We start from the raw sequence: 19,691 nt of genomic DNA, 5'->3' as shown, positions 1-19,691 counted from the left end.
GACTTCTTCCAGTGGAAATCGAGCGTCACGAATACGACGTCGTCGTCATCGGTGCGGGCGGCGCCGGGCTGCGGGCCGCCATCGAGGCCCGTCAGCAGGGCAAGCGCACGGCGATCGTCTGCAAGTCGCTGTTCGGCAAGGCCCACACCGTCATGGCCGAGGGCGGCGCGGCCGCCGCGATGGGGAACGTCAACTCCGACGACAACTGGATGGTGCACTTCCGTGACACCATGCGGGGCGGCAAGTTCCTCAACAACTGGCGCATGGCCGAGCTGCACGCCAAGGAGGCCCCCGACCGCGTCTGGGAGCTGGAGGCGTGGGGCGCGCTGTTCGACCGCACCAAGGACGGCAAGATCAGCCAGCGGAACTTCGGCGGTCACGAGTACCCGCGGCTCGCACACGTGGGCGACCGTACCGGCCTGGAGCTGATCCGCACCCTCCAGCAGCGGGTCGTCGCGCTGCAGCAGGAGGACTTCGAGACGCACGGCGACCACGAGGCCTACATCAAGGTCTTCGCCGAGTGCACGGTCACCCGCCTGCTGAAGGACGGCGACCGCATCTCCGGCGCGTTCGGCTACTGGCGCGAGACCGGCAACTTCCTGCTGTTCGACGCCCCCGCCGTGGTCCTGGCCACCGGCGGCATCGGCAAGTCGTACGTCGTCACCTCCAACTCCTGGGAGTACACCGGCGACGGCCACGCCCTGGCCCTGCTCGCCGGCGCCAACCTGATCAACATGGAGTTCATCCAGTTCCACCCCACCGGGATGGTCTGGCCGCCGTCCGTGCGCGGCATCCTCGTCACCGAGTCCGTCCGGGGCGACGGCGGCGTGCTGCGCAACTCCGAGGGCAAGCGCTTCATGTTCGACTACATCCCCGAGGTGTTCAAGGACAAGTACGCCACCACCGAGGAGGAGGGCGACCGCTGGTACACCGACCAGGCCAACAACCGGCGCCCGCCGGAGCTCCTGCCGCGTGACGAGGTGGCCCGCGCGATCAACGCCGAGGTCAAGGCGGGCCGCGGATCGCCCCAGGGCGGCGTCTTCCTCGACGTCTCCACCCGCCTGCCGGCCGAGGAGATCAAGAAGCGGCTGCCGTCGATGCACCACCAGTTCAAGGAGCTGGCCGACGTCGACATCACCGCCGAGCCCATGCAGGTGGGCCCGACCTGCCACTACATCATGGGCGGCGTCGAGGTCGACGCCGACACCGGCGCGGCGGCCGTGCCCGGCCTGTTCGCGGCGGGCGAGGTGTCCGGCGGCATGCACGGGTCCAACCGGCTGGGCGGCAACTCGCTGTCCGACCTGCTGGTGTTCGGGCGGCGCGCGGGCGCGGGCGCGGCGGCCTACGTCGACGGGCTCAAGGCCCGTCCCAAGGTCGTCCAGGAGCTCGTGGACGCGGCCCGCGAGGAGGCCCTGGCGCCCCTCCAGCGCGACGGCGAGAACCCGTACGAGGTGCACCACGAGCTCCAGCGGACGATGAACGAGCTGGTCGGCATCATCCGCAAGGCCGAGGAGGTCTCCGAGGCCATGGAGGTCGTGGAGAAGCTCAAGGAGCGGGTGCGCCAGGTCGGCGCGGCCGGCTCGCGGATCTACAACCCGGGCTGGCACCTGGCCATCGACCTGCGGAACATGGTCCTGGTCTCCGAGTGCGTGGCCCGCGCCGCCCTCCTGCGCGAGGAGAGCCGCGGCGGCCACACCCGCGACGACTTCCCCGGGATGAACCCGGAATGGCGCCGCAAGCTGCTCGTCTGCTCCACCGCGGACGGCAACGACGTCCAGGTCGTGGAGAAGGTCCAGCCGTCCATGCGCGAGGACCTGATCACCCTGTTCGACCGGGACGAGCTGAAGAAGTACCTCACCGACGAAGAGATGGCCGAGTTCGACGGGATTGCCAAATGAGTTACAAGGCGAAGTTCAAGGTCTGGCGTGGTGAGGGCGGCGAGGGCAAGCTCGAGGACTTCACGGTCGAGGTGAACGAGGGCGAGGTCGTCCTCGACATCATCCACCGGCTGCAGGCGACGCAGGCCCCCGACCTGGCGGTGCGCTGGAACTGCAAGGCCGGCAAGTGCGGCTCCTGCAGCATGGAGATCAACGGCAAGCCGCGCCTGGGCTGCATGACCCGGATGTCCACCTTCTCCGAGGACGAGACCATCACGGTCACCCCGATGCGGACCTTCCCCGTCATCAAAGACCTGGTCACCGACGTGTCCTTCAACTACCAGAAGGCCCGCGAGATCCCCTCGTTCACCCCGCCGGCGGGCGTCCGGCCCGGCGAGTACCGCATGCAGCAGGTCGACGTCGAGCGCTCGCAGGAGTTCCGCAAGTGCATCGAGTGCTTCATGTGCAACAACGTCTGCCACGTGATCCGCGACCACGAGGAGAACAAGCCGGCCTTCGCCGGTCCGCGTTTCCTCATGCGGATCGCCGAGCTGGACATGCACCCGTACGACGTGGCCGACCGGCAGGAGTCCGCCCAGGAGGAGCACGGGCTCGGCTACTGCAACATCACCAAGTGCTGCACCGAGGTCTGCCCCGAGCACATCAAGATCACCGACAACGCGCTGATCCCGATGAAGGAGCGCGTGGCCGACCGCAAGTACGACCCGCTGGTCTGGCTGGGCAACAAGATCTTCAAGCGCGCCAAGTAGGCGGAAAAGCGGAAGCGGGGGCCGGACGGATCCGGCCCCCGCTTCCGCTTTGTGCTACTTGCGGCCCCAGCGCTTCTTCCGGTGCTTGGGGTCCTGCATCTCCTTGGTGGCGCCCTCGGGGGGCTGCGGCGGCAACGGCTGGACGACCGTCGCGGCGTCCCCCTCCGGCGGCAGGTACGGCGGCGGCCGGTAGCCCTCCGGCGGCTCCGGCGGCTCGGCCTGCGGTCGCACCGGCGGGCGGGGCTGCACCGGCTGCTTCGGCTCGAACAGGGACGGGCCCTGCTGCCAGGGCTCGGAGTCGCCGCTCTCGGCCGCCGCCGCCGGGGCGAGCGGGAACTCGCGCTCGTCCTCGTACGGCTTCCCGCCGCCCGGCGGGATCTCGGCGGGCGGCTGCTCGGCCGGGATCAGCGGCTCGAACGGGTCACGGTAGTCCTGGGCGGGCTGCGGCGGCTCGTTGTAGGAGTCGAACTCGTCCGGGTGCAGCACGACGGGCTCGGGCGCGGTCGCCGGCATGGTGGCGGGCATGGTGGCGGGCATGTTGGCGGGCACGGTCGGCGCCGGCTCGGGCGGGTAGCCGCCCTGGGGCCCGTACGGGTCGTGGTAGGCCGGGTCGTGGTGGGCCGGGCCGTAGCCGGGCTGACCGGCCGGGTAGGTCTGGATCGGGACGAAGCTGATGATCGGCGCGTACGCCGTGCCTCCCGGGTAGCCGGGGGCGGGGAAGGACGCCGTGGCGTAACCGGGTCCGGCGGGGTAGCCGGGCGGGGGCGCGTCCGGGCGGCCCATCGGGGAGGCCATCGGGGGGCCCGCCTTGCGCACGGCCGCCGCGTGGGCCATGCGGCGCAGCCGTCCCTCGAAGATGAGCACCGCGAACAGCGCGAGCAGGACCAGCACCAGCGCCGGGATGCTGAGCTTCTGCGTCAGCGACTTCTGGTCGAACTCCGGCGCGGCCGCGCGCACCTCAAGCTGGACCGAGTCCGTGGTCGGGGCGGTGTCGGCGGTCAGCGGGGCGGTCGTGGTGGCCGAGTCCGTCGGCGCGACGGACGGCATCTCGACGGATGGCTCCGTCGTCTGCTCCGTGGGCAGCGGACCGGCCGTGGTCTGCGCGGTGGGCAGGGGCGCCAGCGGCTGCTGCGTCGTCTCCTGGACGGGCGGGGGCGTGGGGGCCGTGGTGGTCTTGGGCGGCTTCGGGGCCTTCGTGGTCTTCGTCGGGCTCGCGGTGACGGTGTGCGTGATCGTCGTCTCCGGAGCCTCCTCCGGCGTGGGCGTGCCCAACGTCGTCGTGACCGTGACCGTGGTCTGCGGATCACAGGTCTGGCCCGCGTCGCACGGCTCCACCGCCGGGTCGAACGCCGCGCGGCTGACCGAGGCGCTCGCGCTCTGACCGACGAAGGGGGCCACGCCGACGCCCGTGAGCCCGAGCGCTAGGACGATCGCGGACACGGCCGTCGCTCGCGTGCGTGCCACCGGAGCCCTCCGCATAGTCCCGGAACCATGGTCAAGGGAATACTAGTCGGGTCAAAGCAACAGTAAAGACGGAATTACCATACGTTTCGCGGCTTATGGCGGCGTTTTGCTCGCGTAACCAGCCACAAGGCCCCCAGCAGAACGCCGATCGCCCCGATGACCAGCGAGAAGCCGCGCGACCCCTCCAGCGGGCTGGTGTACGCGACCGGACGAACCGGTTTCCGCGCCTCCACCACCTGCACCGGCCACGGCGCCCCGGCCCCCGACTCCGGCGCCAGACTCACCGCCCCGCCGCCGGGAACCACTCCCCCCTGCACCCCGCCACCGACGCCCCCCGGCGCCACACCCCCAGCGACACCTCCCGGGGCCATGCCCCCGGCGACACCCCCGGGCACCATGCCCCCGGCCACGCCTCCCGGCCCCACACCCCCGGCAACGCTCCCCGGCGCCACCCCTCCGGCCACACTCCCTGGCGGCATACCGCCGGGCAGGCTCTGATGGGTCATCCCCGGCACCCCGCCCTGCGCCAGCCCTGCCGCACCGGACAGCCCTCCGTGCGCCGCACCACCAGGCAGCCCTCCGTGCGCCACACCACCAGGCAGTCCCTTCTGGACGGCACCACCGGGCACGCTTCCCGCCACGCCACCAGGCAGACTCCCGCTCACGCCGCCCGGCACACCCCCTGTCGCACCGCCCGCCAGACTCCCCGCCAGTCCACCCGGCAAGCCGCCAGCGGCACCGCCAGGCAGACGCCCCGTCAGTCCGCTCGACAAGCCGCCCGCCGCGCCGCCAGGCAGGCTGCCCGCCGTCAGGCCGCCGGGGAGGCCGTTTCGTGCCGTCCCCCGGGCGCCGGCGGGCGCCCGGCCGGTCGTTCCAGGGGCGAGGCCCTGGCCCACGCCTCCCGCACGCGGGAACGCCCCCAGGGTTCCGCCCGTGCCTCCCTGACGCGGCGCCCGCGCCACGCCCCCGCCGCCGACGCGCGGGAGCGCCCCTCGGACTCCACCGGTGATCGGCAGGCCCGCGGCCCCTCCAGGGAGGCCGCCCCTTCCCGCCGTCGTACCGGCCCCTCCGGCGAGGACACCTCTTCCCGCCGTCGTACCGGTCAGGCCGGGGAGGCCGCCTCGCGTTTTTCCGCCCGCCCCCGGCGCCAGCCCGGCGACGCCTCCGCCCGTCCCCGCCTGCTGCCCCTGTCCGCCTGCCACCTGTCGGCCCGGCCGTCTCCGCTTGTGGGGGACCGTGGCCGGAACGGGCACCGCCTGGCCGCTGATCGTGGCGGTCTCGCGCGGCATCTCCTCGGCGACCTGCATGGACGTGGTCCTGTTGATGGTGGTCAGCCCACCGGAGGGCGTCCGCATCCTGGCCACCGCCGCGAGCACCACCTCCTTGGCCCCCTCGGGCGCCTGGAAGGTCACGTCCAGCGCCCGCTCCCCGAAGATCGGCCCAAGGGCGCAGACCCGCGCGCCGGGCAGCGTACCGCCATCGGAAGCCGAGCCCTCCACGCCGGCCAGCGCCCGCGCGGCCAGCACCCCGGCCGCCTGCCGCCCCCCACCGACCTGCCCCCCACCCGGCCCACCCTCAGCCGGAAACATCCCTCGACCACCCTCGGCCTGAGACATCCCCTGACCACCCTCGGCCCGCGGCACACCCCAACCGCCCTCAGCTCGGGACATCCCCCGACCACCGTCAACGCGAGGCACGCCCCGACGACTCTCAGCCCGGGACATCCCGCGACCGTCCTCAGCCCGAGACACGCCCTGACCGTCCTCGGCCCGCGACACTCCTCGCCCGCCCGCAGCCCACGGCGCGCCCTGACCGGCTTCGGCCCACGGCGCGCCCTGTCCTGCCTCCGCGCGCGGCGTCCTCTGACCGTCCTCGGCGTGCGGCATCCTGTGACCGGCCTCGGCGCGCGGCATCCCTTGAGCCGCGCCACCCGGCGGCATCCACTGACCGGCCCTGACCGGCGGGGCGTCCTGCGCGCCCGGCGCGCCCGGGCCGACCTGTGCCGCCTCCTGGTCCGCACCCATCTGCGGCGCGTTCCGACCGGCCTCGGCCCGCGGCGTGCCGCGACCGGCCTCCGCGCGGGTCAGGCGCCGGCCCGGCGCCGGCCGCCACGCCTCCGGGCCATCCGGGCCGTCCGAGCCCTCCGGTTCCTCCTGGAACGCCCCGGCATCCGGATCCGTCGCGCCTCCGGCACTCCACGGCCCCGACACGGGATCCCCTCCAGACGCCGGAACCCCACCAAAAGCCTCGGAACCCTCAGACCCCTCAACCCCACCGGCCGTCAGCCGGGAAGCACCGGAGGGCGACGGGCACGCCAACCCCGACAACGCCGCCGCCGGACTGGTCGCCACCGCGACTCTGGCCCCCTTGCCCATCCCGTTGAGCCGGACCCTGAAACGCTGGACGTCACCCGTCCTGATCCACTGACCCACACCCTCGGGGCCGCTCACGCGTTCGAGCACGAGCGTCACCCCCGCCGCCGCCACGGGGACGGAGGGCAACGCCACCAGGATCAGCGCTCCAGAAAGGATCCAGCCACGCCGCATCACTCCACTCCCCCACTGCGACAAATCACGTGTAGTAATCGTTATGTCACAGAGAGAGACGGTCTAATCCTGCTGAAGCAGACTCTCCACGGTCTTCATGATCGGCAGGTCGGCGCCCAGCCACTCCACGTCGTAGTACTCCCCCGGCCCCAGCCAGCGAAGAGCCAGGTGCTCACGGGCCTCGGGCGTGCCGGAGGTGAGCGTGGCCAGCCAGACGCGCAGGACGTACCCGTCCGACAGCGCCCAGTCCTCGCCCACGCGCGCGCCCACCGCGATCTCCACGCCGAGCTCCTCGCGGCACTCCCGGACCAGCGCGGCCACCTCGCTCTCCCCCGGGTCAACCTTGCCGCCGGGGAACTCCCAGCCCCCGGCCAGCGCGGCGGGCGCGGCGCGCTGCGCGGCCAGCACCCTGCCGCCGGGGGCGACGATCACCGCCGCGACCACGATCGTGCTCATGCGTTCGTCATCCTCATAGTGCGGGATTCTGCAGCTTCTTGAGCTGGTCGAGCACATCGGGGTTCTGCAGGGGACGGGTGAAGCCCACCTTGTTGTCGCGCGCCTGGTAGCTCGTGACCTTGATCGGCCCGCAGAGCGTGCACCGGGCCTCCAGCATCTTGCCCTTCGACACGACCAGCCCGACATGACCGGGATTATCTGCCGACGTGCCCGGCCCGGCGTTGAAGAACACCAGGTCACCGGGCTCCTCCTCACCCGCTGACACCTTCACCCCGAACGGCCACTGCGTGAACGTGGTGCGCGGGATGCTCAGCCCGGCGGCCCGGTAGGCCGCGTAGATGATGCCCGAGCAGTCGAACGCGTCCGGCCCGGTGCCGCCCCACAGGTACGGCTTTCCGCGCTGCGCCAGCGCGAACTGCAGGATCTTGGCCACGACGTCGCTGGGCGCGGCCGCCACCAGGGGGTCGTCGCACTCCTCGGCGGCCTGCGGCGGCACCTCCACCTCACCCGACTTGGCGTACTTCCTGGCGATCTCCTCGACCTGGTCGACGTACCACCAGGCGCGGTTGTAGGTGAACAGGGCCCGCCGGACGTTCTCGGGAGCGCCGTTGCGCTTGAGCATCTTGGCGGCCCCGAGGATGGCGTCGGCGGGGTTGTAGACGTCGCCCACGCCGTCGCCGTCGCCGTCGGAGGCGTAGCCGTTGAACGTCGAGGAGATCGGGATCTGCGCCTTGCCGCCCCAGGTCGAGATCAGGAACTGCATCGGCCCGGCCGCGCCCGCGTAGTTGGTGCCGCTCTTGACGCCGGGCAGGTCGGAACGGCCGTGGTCGGTCTCGCGCTTGCCCACGGCGGCCAGGATGGTCCACTGGACGCCGATCTTCTTGCCCCACTTCTTGTACAGGTCGAGGTATTCGCCCGGGATGTCGGCGGCGCCCGAGTCGGACACTTCCTGCACCTGGGTGCCGCCCTCGCAGTCGACCGAGCCCTCGCCGCCGCCGTTCAGGAAGGACGGCATCGTGACGAGCAGCATCGGCGAGATGATGATCGCGGCCAGCAGCAGGATCCCGGCGAGACCGAGCAGCAGCGCCAGGCGGGTTCGGGAGGACTTCACCGCTAGCTGTCCCCGTCCTGGCCCTCGGTGGCGGGCAGCACGTCGAAGATCCGCCAGTCGGCGCCGAGCTGGCTCACCGTGACCGCCAGGTCCTCGACGTCCTGCCGGTTGCCGCTCTTCGCGGTGACCTGCCTGGTCTCGGTCACGACGAACACGATGGAGGTCTTCTCGATCTGCCTGATCTCCTTCAGCCTGGCCGTGGCCTGGGAGACGATCTGGTCGTCGCGGTTCTGCTGGACGGTGCCCGCCGAGGTGAGCGTCCGGGCGAGGATGTTGCCCAGCTCGGCGGTGGTGAACGTCTTGACCCTCGTGGCGTACGCCGCCGGGTCCTCGTCGTACCTGAAGGTGCCGTAGACGGCGGTGAAGCGCTCGGCGAGGTCCGCCGCGGCGGCCAGCTGCTCCTTCTTCATCGGCAGGTACGAGTAGACGTCGAACGGCGCGGCGCTGGCCGTGGCCAGCGGCTTGCTCGCCGCCGTGGGCGCGGACGCGGACGTCGTGCCCGTGGCCGGGGCCTGCTCGGGCGGATCGTCCGAGCTCGGCCACATCGTGAGGTAGACGCCGACCGCGGCGATGACCACGACGATGGCGGCGAAGGCCAGCCCGCGCTTGTCACCGGACTGAGCCATGGTCAGTCCTTGCCGCGGTTGGGCTTGAGCCAGAAGGGCACCGACGGATCGTCACCCGAACCGCCGTTGCCGCTGCCGCGCAGCCACAACGGCGGCGCCTCGGACGAGCGGGACGACGGCTCGTCCGAGCCGAAGATCCTCGACCCCGACGACGCGCCGGACGGCCGGGACGCGGCCCCTCCGGACCTGGACCCGCCACCGTTCCCGGACCCACCGTTCCCGGACCCACCGTTCCTGGATCCGCCGCCGCCGAACAGCCCGCCGCCGGAGCCACGCGACCCCGCGGACGGCGAGCCACCCGACCCGCCGGACCCGCCGAACCGGGAGCCCCGCGAGCCGCCCGACGACCCGTTGCGCGAGCCGCCGGAACCACCACCGCGCGAGGCCCATCCGCCGCCCGACCGCCCGCCGAACCAGCCACCGCCGCCACTGCTGGAACCGCCGCCGGAACCGCCGCCGGAGGTCGTGGCTCCGGCGGCCATGCCCCCGGACGCGGTGCCGCCCGCCGCCGCGCCACCGGAGCCGCCGCGGGCGCCGCCGGCCGTCGCGGGGCGCGTCCGGCCGGCCTGGCCGCCGAGGTTGAGCGGGGGCGCGGTGCCCCTGCGGGGTTCGAGCGGGGGCCGGGCCCCCGCCTTGCCGCCGTGCTGGTCGGTGTCGAGCGGCGCGGCCGCCACCGGCATCCGGGTGCCGGCCGAGACGCCCTCGCCCTCCTCGCCGCGCATCCGGGCCTGGGCGACCGCGGCGCCGGCCGCCGCGCCCGCGCCGCTGCCGGCCGCCGCCGCCCTGATGAGCGGCTCGGCCTTGCGCAGGCCCCACCGGCCGAGCTTGGCGCCGGCGACCGGCGGCAACACGTTCGCGGCCCGCTCCAGGACGGGCGAGCTCGCGGCGTCGCCGAGCATGCGGGTGGTGACCGTGTGGCCGCTCAAGGACGCGAACAGGTGCTGGAACGGACGCCGGTAGAAGAACACCGCGATCGTCAGCAGGGCCATGAACAGCACCTGGAGCCCCCAGGGCATGGCCGTGGAGATGATCAGCGCGTACCCGTAGACCAGGACGCTGAGCACGAGCGTCAGCACCGCCTGCCTGAGCAGCGTGCCGACGAGCATCTCCACCCACCGCATGGCGATGATGCGCCCGCTGCCCGGATGCACGCCGACCAGCAGGAACACCGGCCCGAGTATCAGCAGCAGCAGGAAGCCCACCTTGAGCACCAGCAGCGAGACCGCCACCAGGAAGATCAGCAACCCGGCCACCACCGCCGCGATGAGCGCGCCGACGGCCACGCCGAGCCTGCTCGACCAGTCGCGGCCGGAGAAGACGGTGTAGCGGGAGTCGTTCTTGAGCAGCTCGGCGACCTTGGCGTACTCGGCCTGGTGGGCGGCGATGTCGGGGGCGGGCTGGCCGGCCACGGCGGGGGCGATCGACTGGGTCTCCAGCATCTTGCGCCCGAAGTCGCGCACGATCGGCTGCTGCGGGTCGGCGGTGCCGAACATGCCCACCAGCCACGGCTTGCAGACCAGCGTGGACCACAGGGCGTCGGCGTTCTGGTCGACGCCGGCCGTGCCGACCTGGCCGTAACCGCCCGGTTTGACCTGCGGGTTCGTCTGGCCGGGTGGCGGCAGGCAGGACGCGCCGCCGGCGCCCGGCAGGCCGGAGAAGGCGGAGTTGACCACTTCGCCCGTCTTGTCGGTCACGACCTTGCCGAGCCCGGTGAAGTCGCCGGGCCTGCTGAAGAACCACACGGCCACGGTGACCGCGAGGACCATCCAGATCACGCCTTCGGCGGTGGTGGTGGCCCGCTTGCGGATCAGGCCGTACCAGGCGAGCCAGATCGCGCCGAGGATCACGATCGGCCGCAGGAACGGCCAGTACATGGCCTCGGACAGGTTCTGGACGATGTCGTCGACGACGTCCTTGATCGACTGGAGCGGTCCTTCCGTCGCGGCCGCCTGGTACGTCGTGATCGTCAGCCGGTCGATGGCCTTGGCCGCGGTGAAGACGCCGTTGGCCCACATGTTGCCGAGCACGGCGACGTAGTCGGAGCAGCCGAGCCCGTGGGTCTGCCAGAACTGGCCGGCCATGCCGAACTGGCCGTAGTTCGTCGTCGGGGCCTGGACGCCGCCCGCGGGAGGCGGCGGCTGGATCATGCCGTCGGTGCCGCCGCCGATCATCTCGGGGTTGAGCGGCCCCGACAGGTCACAGGGCGCCGCGGCGACGGGCGTGGAGAGACCGCCCACCACCAGCGGAACCACGAGGACGGCACTCACGAGCGCGAGCACCAGCGCCAGTCGTCGGGATAGTCGGATCTTCATGACCGTACCTCCTGCGCCCTGCCCACGCCCCCTCGAAGATCATCATGCCCGCCACCGTCTGGTTTGTCGTGTGTCGGGTTCGTGTCGAGCCAGCGGAGCAGTTCTTCGGAGATCAGGTCTACTCCGATGCGCCCGGCTCTGCCATCCAGATCACGGAATACGCATTCGCCGTTGCCCAGCGAGCGCAGCACGGCCTTGTGCTCCTCCGACGGCTCCACGCCGAGCAGCGACATGACGTGGTCCACCTCCACCCTTTCGGTGGAACGGAACGCGAACACCGAGGACAGACAGTTGGTCACCTGCTCGTTCAGCAGGTCCCCGGCGTTCTGGGAGACCAGGACGAGCGCGGTGTTCCTGGACCGGCCCATGCGGCTGACCTCGGGGACCAGCTTGGCGCCCTCCGGCGTGGAGGTGATCGCCCACGCCTCGTCCAGGAAGATCGCCTTGGGGGCCCGCCGGTCGAGGCCGTTCATCAGCCTGCGGGCGAACTGCGAGACCAGGTAGAGCAGGGCCACCGACAGCCGCTGCTCGTAGGAGTAGTCGTCCCTGGTCGTGGCGACGTCGGGCAGCGTCAGGCCGCCCAGGGTGAACACGGTGGTCCAGCCCTCGCTGTCGATCTGGTCGCCGCCCGAGGGGTCGAAGCAGAGCCTGGCCAGGTGCATCTCCGACATGGAACGCAGCACCGCGCCCAGGTTCTTGGAGGCCGGGTCGTCGGCCTGCTCCAGGTAGTCGACCACCTTGCCCAGCGACGGGTCGGGGCCGTTGGACACCGCGGCCACGGCCTGGATCATGGCCGACTCGCGCTCCTCCGACATGCGGGGCAGCAGCAGCCGCAGCGTCTCGGTCGCCATGGTCTTCTTCGCCGCGATGTCGTCGCCGAACGAGAACGGGTCGAGCAGCCCCGGCGCGGCCGAGCCCAGCGGGATCACCCTGGCCTTGCGCCCGCGCTTCTCCAGGAGCTGGACCAGCGACTCGGCGTCGCCCTTCGGGTCGATCACCGCGACCGTGACCCCGCGCAGCGCCATCTGGTAGATCATCAGCAGCGCGAGCGTGGTCTTGCCGCCGCCCGGCTCGCCGGTGATCGCGATGGCGGTCGGCCGGTTGCGGCTCGCGGCCAGCAGCGGGTCGAAGTGCACGATGCTGCGCGCCCTGCCGACGGTCTCCCCGATGTACGGCCCGAGCCAGCCCTCGCTGCCGTCGTCGAGCCGGTCGCCGAGGTCGACGGTGGCCGTGGCCATGCCGCCCGCGATCGTCCGCAGCGGCTGACGCTGGGCGTAGGCGTTGACGCGCACCTTCTCGCCCGGCAGCGTCTCGCAGAACAGCGAGAACTGGTCGCCGGTCGAGTTCACCACGTCGATGCCCATGTCGCGGTAGTGCTCGACGACCGCCTCGACCCGCTGCACGCAGATGTCCTCCGTGGGGGCCGAGATGATCAGACGGTGCCAGCCGTACACGAAGGGCAGTCGTTCCTTGGTGATGCCGTGTTCGAGCATGCGGGCCGCGTCGATCTGCTCGGCCAGCGCGATCGGCGCCTCGGCGCCCGCCTCGCGGATGTGGTGGTCCATGTCGCGGGCGTGGGCCAGCTTGCGCGCGACGTCCTTCGACGCCTTGACCGGCGGGATCAGCCGCATCCTGGACGAGATCTCCACCGGGAAGGGCAGCTGGTCGGCGAAGTGCATCCACGGCTCGCCGTCGGGGAACGGCATGAGGTCGGGGAAGCGGGCGAAGGACAGGTGGGCCACGTACGAGTCGCCCTGCGGCTGCACGATCCGCAGCAGCGACCTGCCGTTGTGGATCTCGCCCTCGACCAGCGACTCGATCTCGCCCTTGCCCCAGCGCCGCTTCGGGCTGGCCGAAGGCGGCGGGTCGCCGACCGCTCCCGCGGCGGCGTGCTGGAACAGCCAGGCCACCTCGACGGACGTGGCGTGCCTGGCGTACAGGGCGCTGGAGGCCAGAGCCCGGCCCAGCCGTTCGGCCGACTCCGTCCAGCGGCCGATCTCGCTGTCCGGGACGTGGTCGTCCTCCATGCCGAGCGCCTTCTCGGTCTTCTGGTAGAAGCCGAGGAGCTGGGCGAGCACGCCGCTGCCGAGCTGCTTGCCGCGCGGCCCTAGGCGGACGCCCAGGTAGACCTCCTTCGACCAGAAGTCCTTCGCCCAGACGTGCCGGTACATCTCCTCCAGGTAGTCGCGCCAGCCCGGCCCCTCGTCGGAGGTGGCGTTGAGCGCCATCGCCCACTCGGCCGCCGGGTAGGTGCGGTGCGCGACCCGCAGGTGGACCTCGGCGTCGGGCATCCTGATCGCGGCCAGCGCGATCGTGACGTTGGTGGCCAGCGCTTCGCGCTCCTCCGGCGTGACGAACTCGTAGCTGACCGTCGGAAGCCGGAAGTACGCCCACGCGCAGGTGTCCGTGAGCAGGATGCGGTCGTCGAAGTAGCGGACCGCGAGACGCTGGTGCGCTCGGGACGCCCTGCTCATGCCGCCCCCTCGGCGCATGAACGGGCCAGACCTGCTCGCATGTTCACTTAACGCTCACCGATTCTCGTGCCCGGGGGGTCACTCGCCAACTCCTCTTCGCTCGGTCGGACGGCCTGTCCGTGTGCCTGTACCGCGAAGCCTGCAACCACGACGCCGGCGAGGGCGAGGTAGGCCCGCCGTCCGGCCGCGCGCAACTGACCGGGGTCGACGATCTCCGCGCCGCCGGGCGCCAGGCCGTCCTCCCACGGGACTCTGACGATGGCCCGGCATCTGCCTCTGGCCACCGCCTCCGCCTGCTCGACGTCGGCCATCGACCGCCTGCTCACGCCGTTGACGACCATCACCGCCCGCCTGCGCAGCTCGCCGCAGCCGTGCCCGTCGAGCCATTCGTACGTCATCGCCACCGCCTCGGCCGCCTCCTCGCTCGCCGGGACCACCAGCACGAGCTGGTCGGCGTACGGCAGGATGCGGGCGGCGAGCGCGGCGGCCGGGTCGATGACCGACAGCTTGTAGTGGCGGTCGAGCAGGCGCATCGACTCGCCCAGTCGGTGGTCGGAGAAGAAGCTGCGGTCGGCGAGCCGCTGCTCGGCGCCCGCGTCGGTGTCGGCCGAGATCACCTCAAGGCCGGAGGCGGTGCGGGTGGTGAAGCCCCGCATCGTCAGGTAGCCGCTGACCTGGTCGAGGCCGGACAGCAGCGACGTGAGGGTCTCCGGCGTCTCGGGCTCGATCCTGCTGGTCAGCGTGGTGCCGCCGGTGTTGGCGTCGACGGCCACGATCCGGTCGTCGCGGTAGGTGGCGAAGGTGTGGCCGAGCATGAGCGCCGTCGTGGACTGGCCCGCGCCGCCGGTGCAACCGAGCACCACGATCCGCCTGCTGCCGCCGAACACGGCCCTGGCCCTGGCCTCGTCGATCTCGGACCCGTCGGTGCGTACGCCGCCTCCGCCCACCACGACCTGGGCGATCCGGCGCCATCCGCCGGAGTCCCGGCCCACCACGGACTCGACCCTGCGCACCCGTCCCTCGGCGGGCCTGCCGCCTTCACCGGGCCTGGGAACCGGCACGGGCGCCACGAGCCCGCCCGCCCTGTCCCCTGGCCGTCCGCCCGCCCTGTCGCCTGGCCGGCCGCCGGCCCTGTCACCTGGCGAGCCGCCGGCCCTGTCACCTGGCGAGCCGCCGGCGGGCCGCCGTCGCGCCGCCACGTCCCGCCCGGGCTCGCCGTACGCCTCGGAAGGCTTGGCCTGCTCGTCCGGTACGCCCCCATCGCCCTCGGACCGATCGGCCGGCACCTCCGTACGTCCGACCCCAGCCCCTTCGACGACCGCGCCCGCGTCGGCGGACACCCCTACGGCAGCCCCCTGCTCGGTGACGGCATGCTCACCCTCGGAAACGGCCCGCCTCCCGGCACCGGCCCTCCGGTCGGGAGTGCCCTGCCCAGCGGGGACATCCTCCTCGCCGGTGACAACCGGCCCGGAGGACACGTGCCCTTCGCCGGAGACCGGCCGCTCGGCAACATCCTCGCCACCAACGGAGGCTTCGCTGCGGGTGGAGGCTTCCGCGCGGGCAGCGGCTTCGCGGTCGGCGCGGGCTTCGCTACGGGCGGAGGCTTTGCCGCCAGCGGGCGTTTCGCTGCGGGGGGAGGCTTCCCTGCGGGCCGAGGCTTCGCTGTGAACGGGCACTTCGCTGCCGGAGAGCGCTTCGCTGCGGGCCGAGGCGTCGCCTCGGGCGGGGACTTCGGCCGGGGGTGCGGCTTCGGCGGAGGCTTCGGTGGCAGCCTCGTGCGCGGTCTCGTGCGCGGTCTCGAAGGACCGTTCGGCGTGGGGTGCGTCGGGGCTCGGAGCGTCTGTGCCGGCGGCGGGAGTGGTCTCCTCGACGAAAACGCCTTCGCTTGCCGACTCGTCCTCGGCCGTCGGGACATCTGCGCTGGTCCGCGCCCCCTCACCCGAATGCGCGCTTTCTCCCACGTGCGCGCTTTCCGCCAGGGGCGCGCTTTCTCCCACGTGCGCGCCCTCGCCCACATGCCCGGCTTCGCCCACGAGGTCGGGTTCATCCACATGCCCGGCTTCGGCTGCCGGTGGGTTGTCGGCGGGAGGGTGGGGGGTGGGGATCTGGTCTTCGAGGCGGAGGGGTGGGCCGGAGAGGGGCTTGGCGTCCGGGTCGACCGGGGGCCAGGAACGCTGGGCGCCCAGGATCACCGTCCCGGGCGCGACCCGCGGCGGCTGTCCCTTCCTGTGCTGGTCGCGGGCGATCGTGTTCTCGTCCTCGCGGCCCACGCCTTCGGGACGGCCGGCGACGCCCTGGCGACGCTCGTCCGTGCTCTCACGACGTCCGGTGAGGTCGTCGCGGCGCTCTGCGACGCCGCGCTCGCCTTCCGCGCGACCCGCCGCCTCACCGGGCGCGTCGGCGGTGGCGGCGAGCCGGCGCAGCCGCCGCAGGGCCTCGGTGTCGATCGGCTTGCCGGCCACGGGCCTGAGCCCCTCCGCCGACCGGATCGGCACGACGGCCCCACGACCACTCTGTACCTCACCCGCACCGGCGTCCGTACGCTCGCCCGACGCCCTGCCGAAGTCCGCACGCTGATCCGACGCCCTGCCGGACTCCGTACGCTCGCCCGACGCCCTGCTCGTGGAGCCCCTGCGCGCGCTCGGCTGCGCCGTCTCAGAGGCGTCCCGCTCCTCGGGAACGGCGGCCTCGGGTACGGCGGCTTCGGAACCCACGGCCTCGTGGCCGGGCGCGTCGCGTTCGGCGCGGCGGTCGGGGGCGGCGCGGCGGGGACGGGCCGGGAGGGCGCCGCCGGTGAGCTCGCGGCTGGCCAGCTCTCCGGCGGCGACGTCGTGCTCGACCGGCGGCAGCGCCGGTCCGTTCTCATCCCCTGGGACCAGGACCAGCGGCACGTCCCGGCCGAAGGCGGGGGCGGGACGGCGGGCCTGCGGCGCCAGCGCGGGCGCGATGCCCCGCCTGGTACGCGACCCCCACCCGGTACGCGCCTCCGCCACCGGCGCCTGCTGGGCGGCCGCCGCCGCGGCGGCCACGGCCGGACGGACCTGGCGCGGACCCGTGATCCGCTGACCCTCACGCTTGCGCTGCGGCTGGCGGGACTTGCGCGCCGCCTTGGCCTTGACCCGCACCGGAGTGGTACGCCAGATGCGCCCCGAGAACGTGACCGCCTCGGGCTCGGAGGTGGGCGCGAGCCGGTACCAGGCCTTGGGCTGGCCCAGGTAGCGCAGCTGGGACTCCAGAAGCTCGGTGAGCCGCTTGCCCTCGATGACGGGACGCGTGGACAACCACGTCACGATCCCCGGCGGGACCAGGAACAACACGTGCCACGGCATGGCCACCGGCACGCCCACCAGGATCAGCAGGAGCGACCACGGCACGAACACCCCGACGAACACGCCGATCCAGACGATGGGGAGCGGCATCGGGAGGCGAAGGTCGTAGAGCTTGTAGAGCCGCTTCTCGATGCGCCAGATGTTCGTATACGTGGGCAGGTCCACGCAGTCCTCCTCTCCACCCGCTCGTACATGACCGCCCTGGAGCGGTCTCAACCCTTTACTTGATGCCGAGAGCGCCCGCGATCGCCTTCGCCGTCACCTCGATGATGTTGGGCACGTAGAAGATCACTCCGATGGCCACAGCCAGGATGAGGAACTGGACGAAACGCGTGATCTCGCGGGTGAAGAGGAAGAAGAGCGCGACCACGGAGACGACTACCAGGAACAACGGGGCAAAGAAGGCACGCAGGAAGTTGGCGAGCCCTCCGGTGTCAATGCCGGTCGGCGACGGCGACGGCGACATTTCGATCAAGGTGAGCACTACGGTCTTCAACGTCACTTCTTGTCCTCCCGGGGGGTACCGAACAACAGCGCGGTCGTGCGTCTATCCAACGGCCCGACCAGCGCCGCGGATGTCGGCGACGTACCACTTGTCGCCCTGCTTCTCCACGGTGAGGCGGTAGGCCTGCTCCAGCCGCCCGCCGACGGCGGCCGGGTCGGTGGCGCTCGGCGTGGCCGGAGCGTCGCCGTTGGGCACGATCCACACCACGACCGCCTGGATCTCTCGGGTGGCACCCCCCACAGGCACCACGATGTCCTTCAGCTCCGCGAAGGTGAAGGCGCTGCCGAAGCTCGGCAGGGTCTTCCCGGCGGCCACGTAGCGCTGCAGCCCGGCGGTGTCGCCGGAGGCGTAGTCCTTGAAGAAGCCCTCCAGTTGCGGCTTGAGCTCGGCCGCCGCCGCGTCGTCGGTCTCCGGCTTCGCGAGCTGCGGCAGGTCGGCCGGGGCCGGCGCGGGAAGGATCGCCGGACGGCCCGCGATGACGAACCGCCTGCCGTTGTCGTCGCCGGAGTAGTAGATCGGGACCGACAGCATGAGCCGGCGCGGCCCGGACTGGAAGGCCACGCTGACCACGGCGTTCTGGGCGTCGGTCGCCTCGATGTCGTACGGCTGGATCGCGACGGCGGCCATCTTGCCGAAGCCGTCCCACCACATCTGCGCGTCCATGCCCTCGGCCAGGAACGCGGCGAGCTTCCTGGTGCGGCTGGCCGCGTCTTCCGGGCTGAAATTCAGATAGACCCCTGCGAACTGGGCGGCGAAAGCCATGCCCTGGTCAGCGGGGAATCCCTTGTGCGCCACGGCGGCGCCATTCGTCGTCGTGGGCTCTTGCTGGGTATACCGCTCAAATGGGGCACGAATCCCATTCACCACGATAACCACAATAAGCGCCCAGAGAATGATGCGGCCGGCCCAGACCAGCCACCGTCCGCCGCCACCGGACCAGCCGCCCCGACGCGGCCTGCGCGAGGGCGGCGCGTCGAAGTCAGCCATGTCCGGGCGCGCGGAAAGCTCGGGCTCGCCAGCGATCCGAGGATCGTGCTGGACGGTAGACCTACGAGCCATCACGCCTCCGCTCGCGCCGATCCCCCCGGTTGGCGCGGTGTCGTCCGTTGCCGATCCCCATCATCCGCGGTGAAGTAGTCACCCTATCCGGTCCCGCCATTCTTCCAGGAAAGCCACGCCCATGCTGCAGGCATGACCGCCCTGACGGCAAACCGGATCCGTATGGCAGACGTCAGCGCCGGTTCCCGTCACTTACTGGCGGAATCACCATTTGACCAGGCCAGACGCCCATTTCCGCCTAGCGCGGCAGACATGGATTCCTGTCCAAAACAGGCATAGATGCTCACGACCTGCGCATTTGGCATGAGAGGAGGACAGAGGGTGTTACGCACCACTTCTGGGGGTACGACAGTCTCGGCTCAGGCGGGCTCGGGGTCCTGGCTCGTGCGTGCCCGGCGACGGCTGTGCAGGTCGACGACCGTGGGCGACACCGCGCGCTCCAGCGACCCCCGCAGGTCGGCGAGCATCGAGGCGGCGTCCCGCTCCCGCATGCGGCTGGCCAGCTCGTTGCGCTCGTCGACCTTCCTGCGCAGGTACGCCTCACGGTTGACGCGCAGCCCGTACATGAGCTCGACCCTGATCAGGGCCAGCTCCTCCTCCAGGCTGATGCCCGCGAGGGTGGGCGCCGGACGTCGTTTCCGGATGATGCGTCGGATCATGAGGGCCTCCCGAGTCAGCGTGAACGCCGTGACGATTCGACGCGTAGGGACCCAAAGTGGTTGACGCGTCAGTTGTCCCGGAATCACATAATCCCGGAGGGGCCTGCGCGTTCGTCATCCGGACGATGGGCTTTCGACGGCGATCCGCCGGTAACCTAGCGTAGCGAAAGTTAGCCCACCGTGATTGGACTGATGTGATGCGTCGCCTCGCCGCCGCCCTCCTGCCCGCCGCCGCGCTCGCCGCGTTCGCCCTCTGCGCGCCCTCCCCGGCCGCCGCCGCGCCCTCCTGGGTCACCGACAGCGAGTGCACCGAGGCGGGCGGCAAGGTCTCCCCCGTCGGCCGCGGCAAGGCCGTGTGCCAGGGCGGCACGTACGCGAACGAGATGATCCACTTCGACAAGAAGCCCGCCGGCAACGGCGGCGGGGGCCCGCTCAGCGGGGGCGGCGGCCCGCTCAGCGGCGGCCCCGCGGCCCTGCTCGGCGGGCTGCTCGGATAGCGCGGG

13 protein-coding genes are annotated in these 19,691 nt (G+C 72.0%); 3 read left to right on the top strand and 10 right to left on the bottom strand.

From position 1 onward, the window contains the following. The first annotated feature begins 11 nt into the window (after positions 1-11). Both ACWEJ6_RS16400 and ACWEJ6_RS16395 read left to right on the top strand, forming a co-directional pair. On the top strand, positions 12-1,898 hold the full coding sequence (locus tag ACWEJ6_RS16400; protein WP_358294433.1) for a fumarate reductase/succinate dehydrogenase flavoprotein subunit: 1,887 nt from the start codon (positions 12-14) through the stop codon (positions 1,896-1,898). Further along, entirely contained in the window at positions 1,895-2,647 is a 753-nt protein-coding gene (locus ACWEJ6_RS16395) for a succinate dehydrogenase/fumarate reductase iron-sulfur subunit (protein ID WP_352324162.1), read from the top strand. The genes ACWEJ6_RS16400 and ACWEJ6_RS16395 overlap by 4 nt, the downstream gene beginning before the upstream one ends. Before the next feature lie 54 nt (positions 2,648-2,701). On the opposite strand, the gene ACWEJ6_RS16390 is transcribed toward ACWEJ6_RS16395, so the two are convergent. From ACWEJ6_RS16390 to ACWEJ6_RS16345, 10 genes are all read right to left on the bottom strand, one after another. Beyond that, complete coding sequence (locus ACWEJ6_RS16390) at positions 2,702-4,111, bottom strand: hypothetical protein (RefSeq protein ID WP_452424394.1); 1,410 nt, start codon at positions 4,109-4,111, stop codon at positions 2,702-2,704. Positions 4,112-6,720: 2,609 nt separating this feature from the next. Then, positions 6,721-7,113 (bottom strand): (deoxy)nucleoside triphosphate pyrophosphohydrolase, encoded by a 393-nt coding sequence (locus tag ACWEJ6_RS16385; protein ID WP_358294435.1) that lies wholly within the window; start codon positions 7,111-7,113, stop codon positions 6,721-6,723. Between the two features lie 13 nt (positions 7,114-7,126). Further along, entirely contained in the window at positions 7,127-8,224 is a 1,098-nt protein-coding gene (locus tag ACWEJ6_RS16380; protein WP_452424391.1) for a C40 family peptidase, read from the bottom strand. A gap of 2 nt (positions 8,225-8,226) precedes the next feature. Beyond that, positions 8,227-8,850: a hypothetical protein gene (locus tag ACWEJ6_RS16375; RefSeq protein WP_352352929.1), complete on the bottom strand. Its 624-nt coding sequence runs from the start codon at positions 8,848-8,850 to the stop codon at positions 8,227-8,229. Positions 8,851-8,852: 2 nt separating this feature from the next. Further along, positions 8,853-11,162, bottom strand: a complete 2,310-nt coding sequence (locus ACWEJ6_RS16370; RefSeq protein WP_452424389.1) for a type IV secretion system protein — start codon at positions 11,160-11,162, stop codon at positions 8,853-8,855. Further along, positions 11,159-13,636, bottom strand: coding sequence for an ATP-binding protein (locus ACWEJ6_RS16365; protein ID WP_387677154.1), 2,478 nt, complete (start codon positions 13,634-13,636; stop codon positions 11,159-11,161). Before ACWEJ6_RS16365 ends, ACWEJ6_RS16370 begins: the two co-directional genes overlap by 4 nt. Positions 13,637-13,683: 47 nt before the next feature. Next, positions 13,684-17,130 (bottom strand): TcpE family conjugal transfer membrane protein, encoded by a 3,447-nt coding sequence (locus tag ACWEJ6_RS16360; protein WP_452424387.1) that lies wholly within the window; start codon positions 17,128-17,130, stop codon positions 13,684-13,686. Positions 17,131-17,185: 55 nt separating this feature from the next. Further along, a complete protein-coding gene (locus ACWEJ6_RS16355) occupies positions 17,186-17,431 on the bottom strand; it encodes a hypothetical protein (protein WP_352325464.1) in 246 nt (81 codons plus the stop codon). An 81-nt stretch (positions 17,432-17,512) separates the two neighbouring features. Beyond that, a complete protein-coding gene (locus tag ACWEJ6_RS16350) occupies positions 17,513-18,265 on the bottom strand; it encodes a conjugal transfer protein (protein WP_352352933.1) in 753 nt (250 codons plus the stop codon). 623 nt (positions 18,266-18,888) lie between these two features. Next, positions 18,889-19,188: a hypothetical protein gene (locus ACWEJ6_RS16345; protein ID WP_352352934.1), complete on the bottom strand. Its 300-nt coding sequence runs from the start codon at positions 19,186-19,188 to the stop codon at positions 18,889-18,891. Positions 19,189-19,385: 197 nt separating this feature from the next. Between ACWEJ6_RS16345 and ACWEJ6_RS16340 the strand changes: the two genes are divergently transcribed. Continuing rightward, on the top strand, positions 19,386-19,685 hold the full coding sequence (locus tag ACWEJ6_RS16340; RefSeq protein WP_452424384.1) for a hypothetical protein: 300 nt from the start codon (positions 19,386-19,388) through the stop codon (positions 19,683-19,685). Positions 19,686-19,691 lie beyond the last annotated feature (6 nt).

It is taken from the genome of Nonomuraea sp. NPDC004702 (assembly GCF_053601695.1).
Note: the sequence above shows the minus strand (reverse complement) of the source record. Positions and strands in the feature narration are given on the sequence as shown.

What these genes read in the sequence shown, in the direction of transcription:
- ACWEJ6_RS16365 (WP_387677154.1), bottom strand. Translation starts at nt 13,636, where the DNA reads ATGAGCAGGGCGTCCCGAGCGCACCAGCGTCTCGCGGTCCGCTACTTC.
- ACWEJ6_RS16340 (WP_452424384.1), top strand. Translation starts at nt 19,386, where the DNA reads ATGCGTCGCCTCGCCGCCGCCCTCCTGCCCGCCGCCGCGCTCGCCGCG.
- ACWEJ6_RS16385 (WP_358294435.1), bottom strand. Translation starts at nt 7,113, where the DNA reads ATGAGCACGATCGTGGTCGCGGCGGTGATCGTCGCCCCCGGCGGCAGG.
- ACWEJ6_RS16355 (WP_352325464.1), bottom strand. Translation starts at nt 17,431, where the DNA reads ATGTCGCCGTCGCCGTCGCCGACCGGCATTGACACCGGAGGGCTCGCC.
- ACWEJ6_RS16370 (WP_452424389.1), bottom strand. Translation starts at nt 11,162, where the DNA reads ATGAAGATCCGACTATCCCGACGACTGGCGCTGGTGCTCGCGCTCGTG.
- ACWEJ6_RS16395 (WP_352324162.1), top strand. Translation starts at nt 1,895, where the DNA reads ATGAGTTACAAGGCGAAGTTCAAGGTCTGGCGTGGTGAGGGCGGCGAG.
- ACWEJ6_RS16375 (WP_352352929.1), bottom strand. Translation starts at nt 8,850, where the DNA reads ATGGCTCAGTCCGGTGACAAGCGCGGGCTGGCCTTCGCCGCCATCGTC.
- ACWEJ6_RS16345 (WP_352352934.1), bottom strand. Translation starts at nt 19,188, where the DNA reads ATGATCCGACGCATCATCCGGAAACGACGTCCGGCGCCCACCCTCGCG.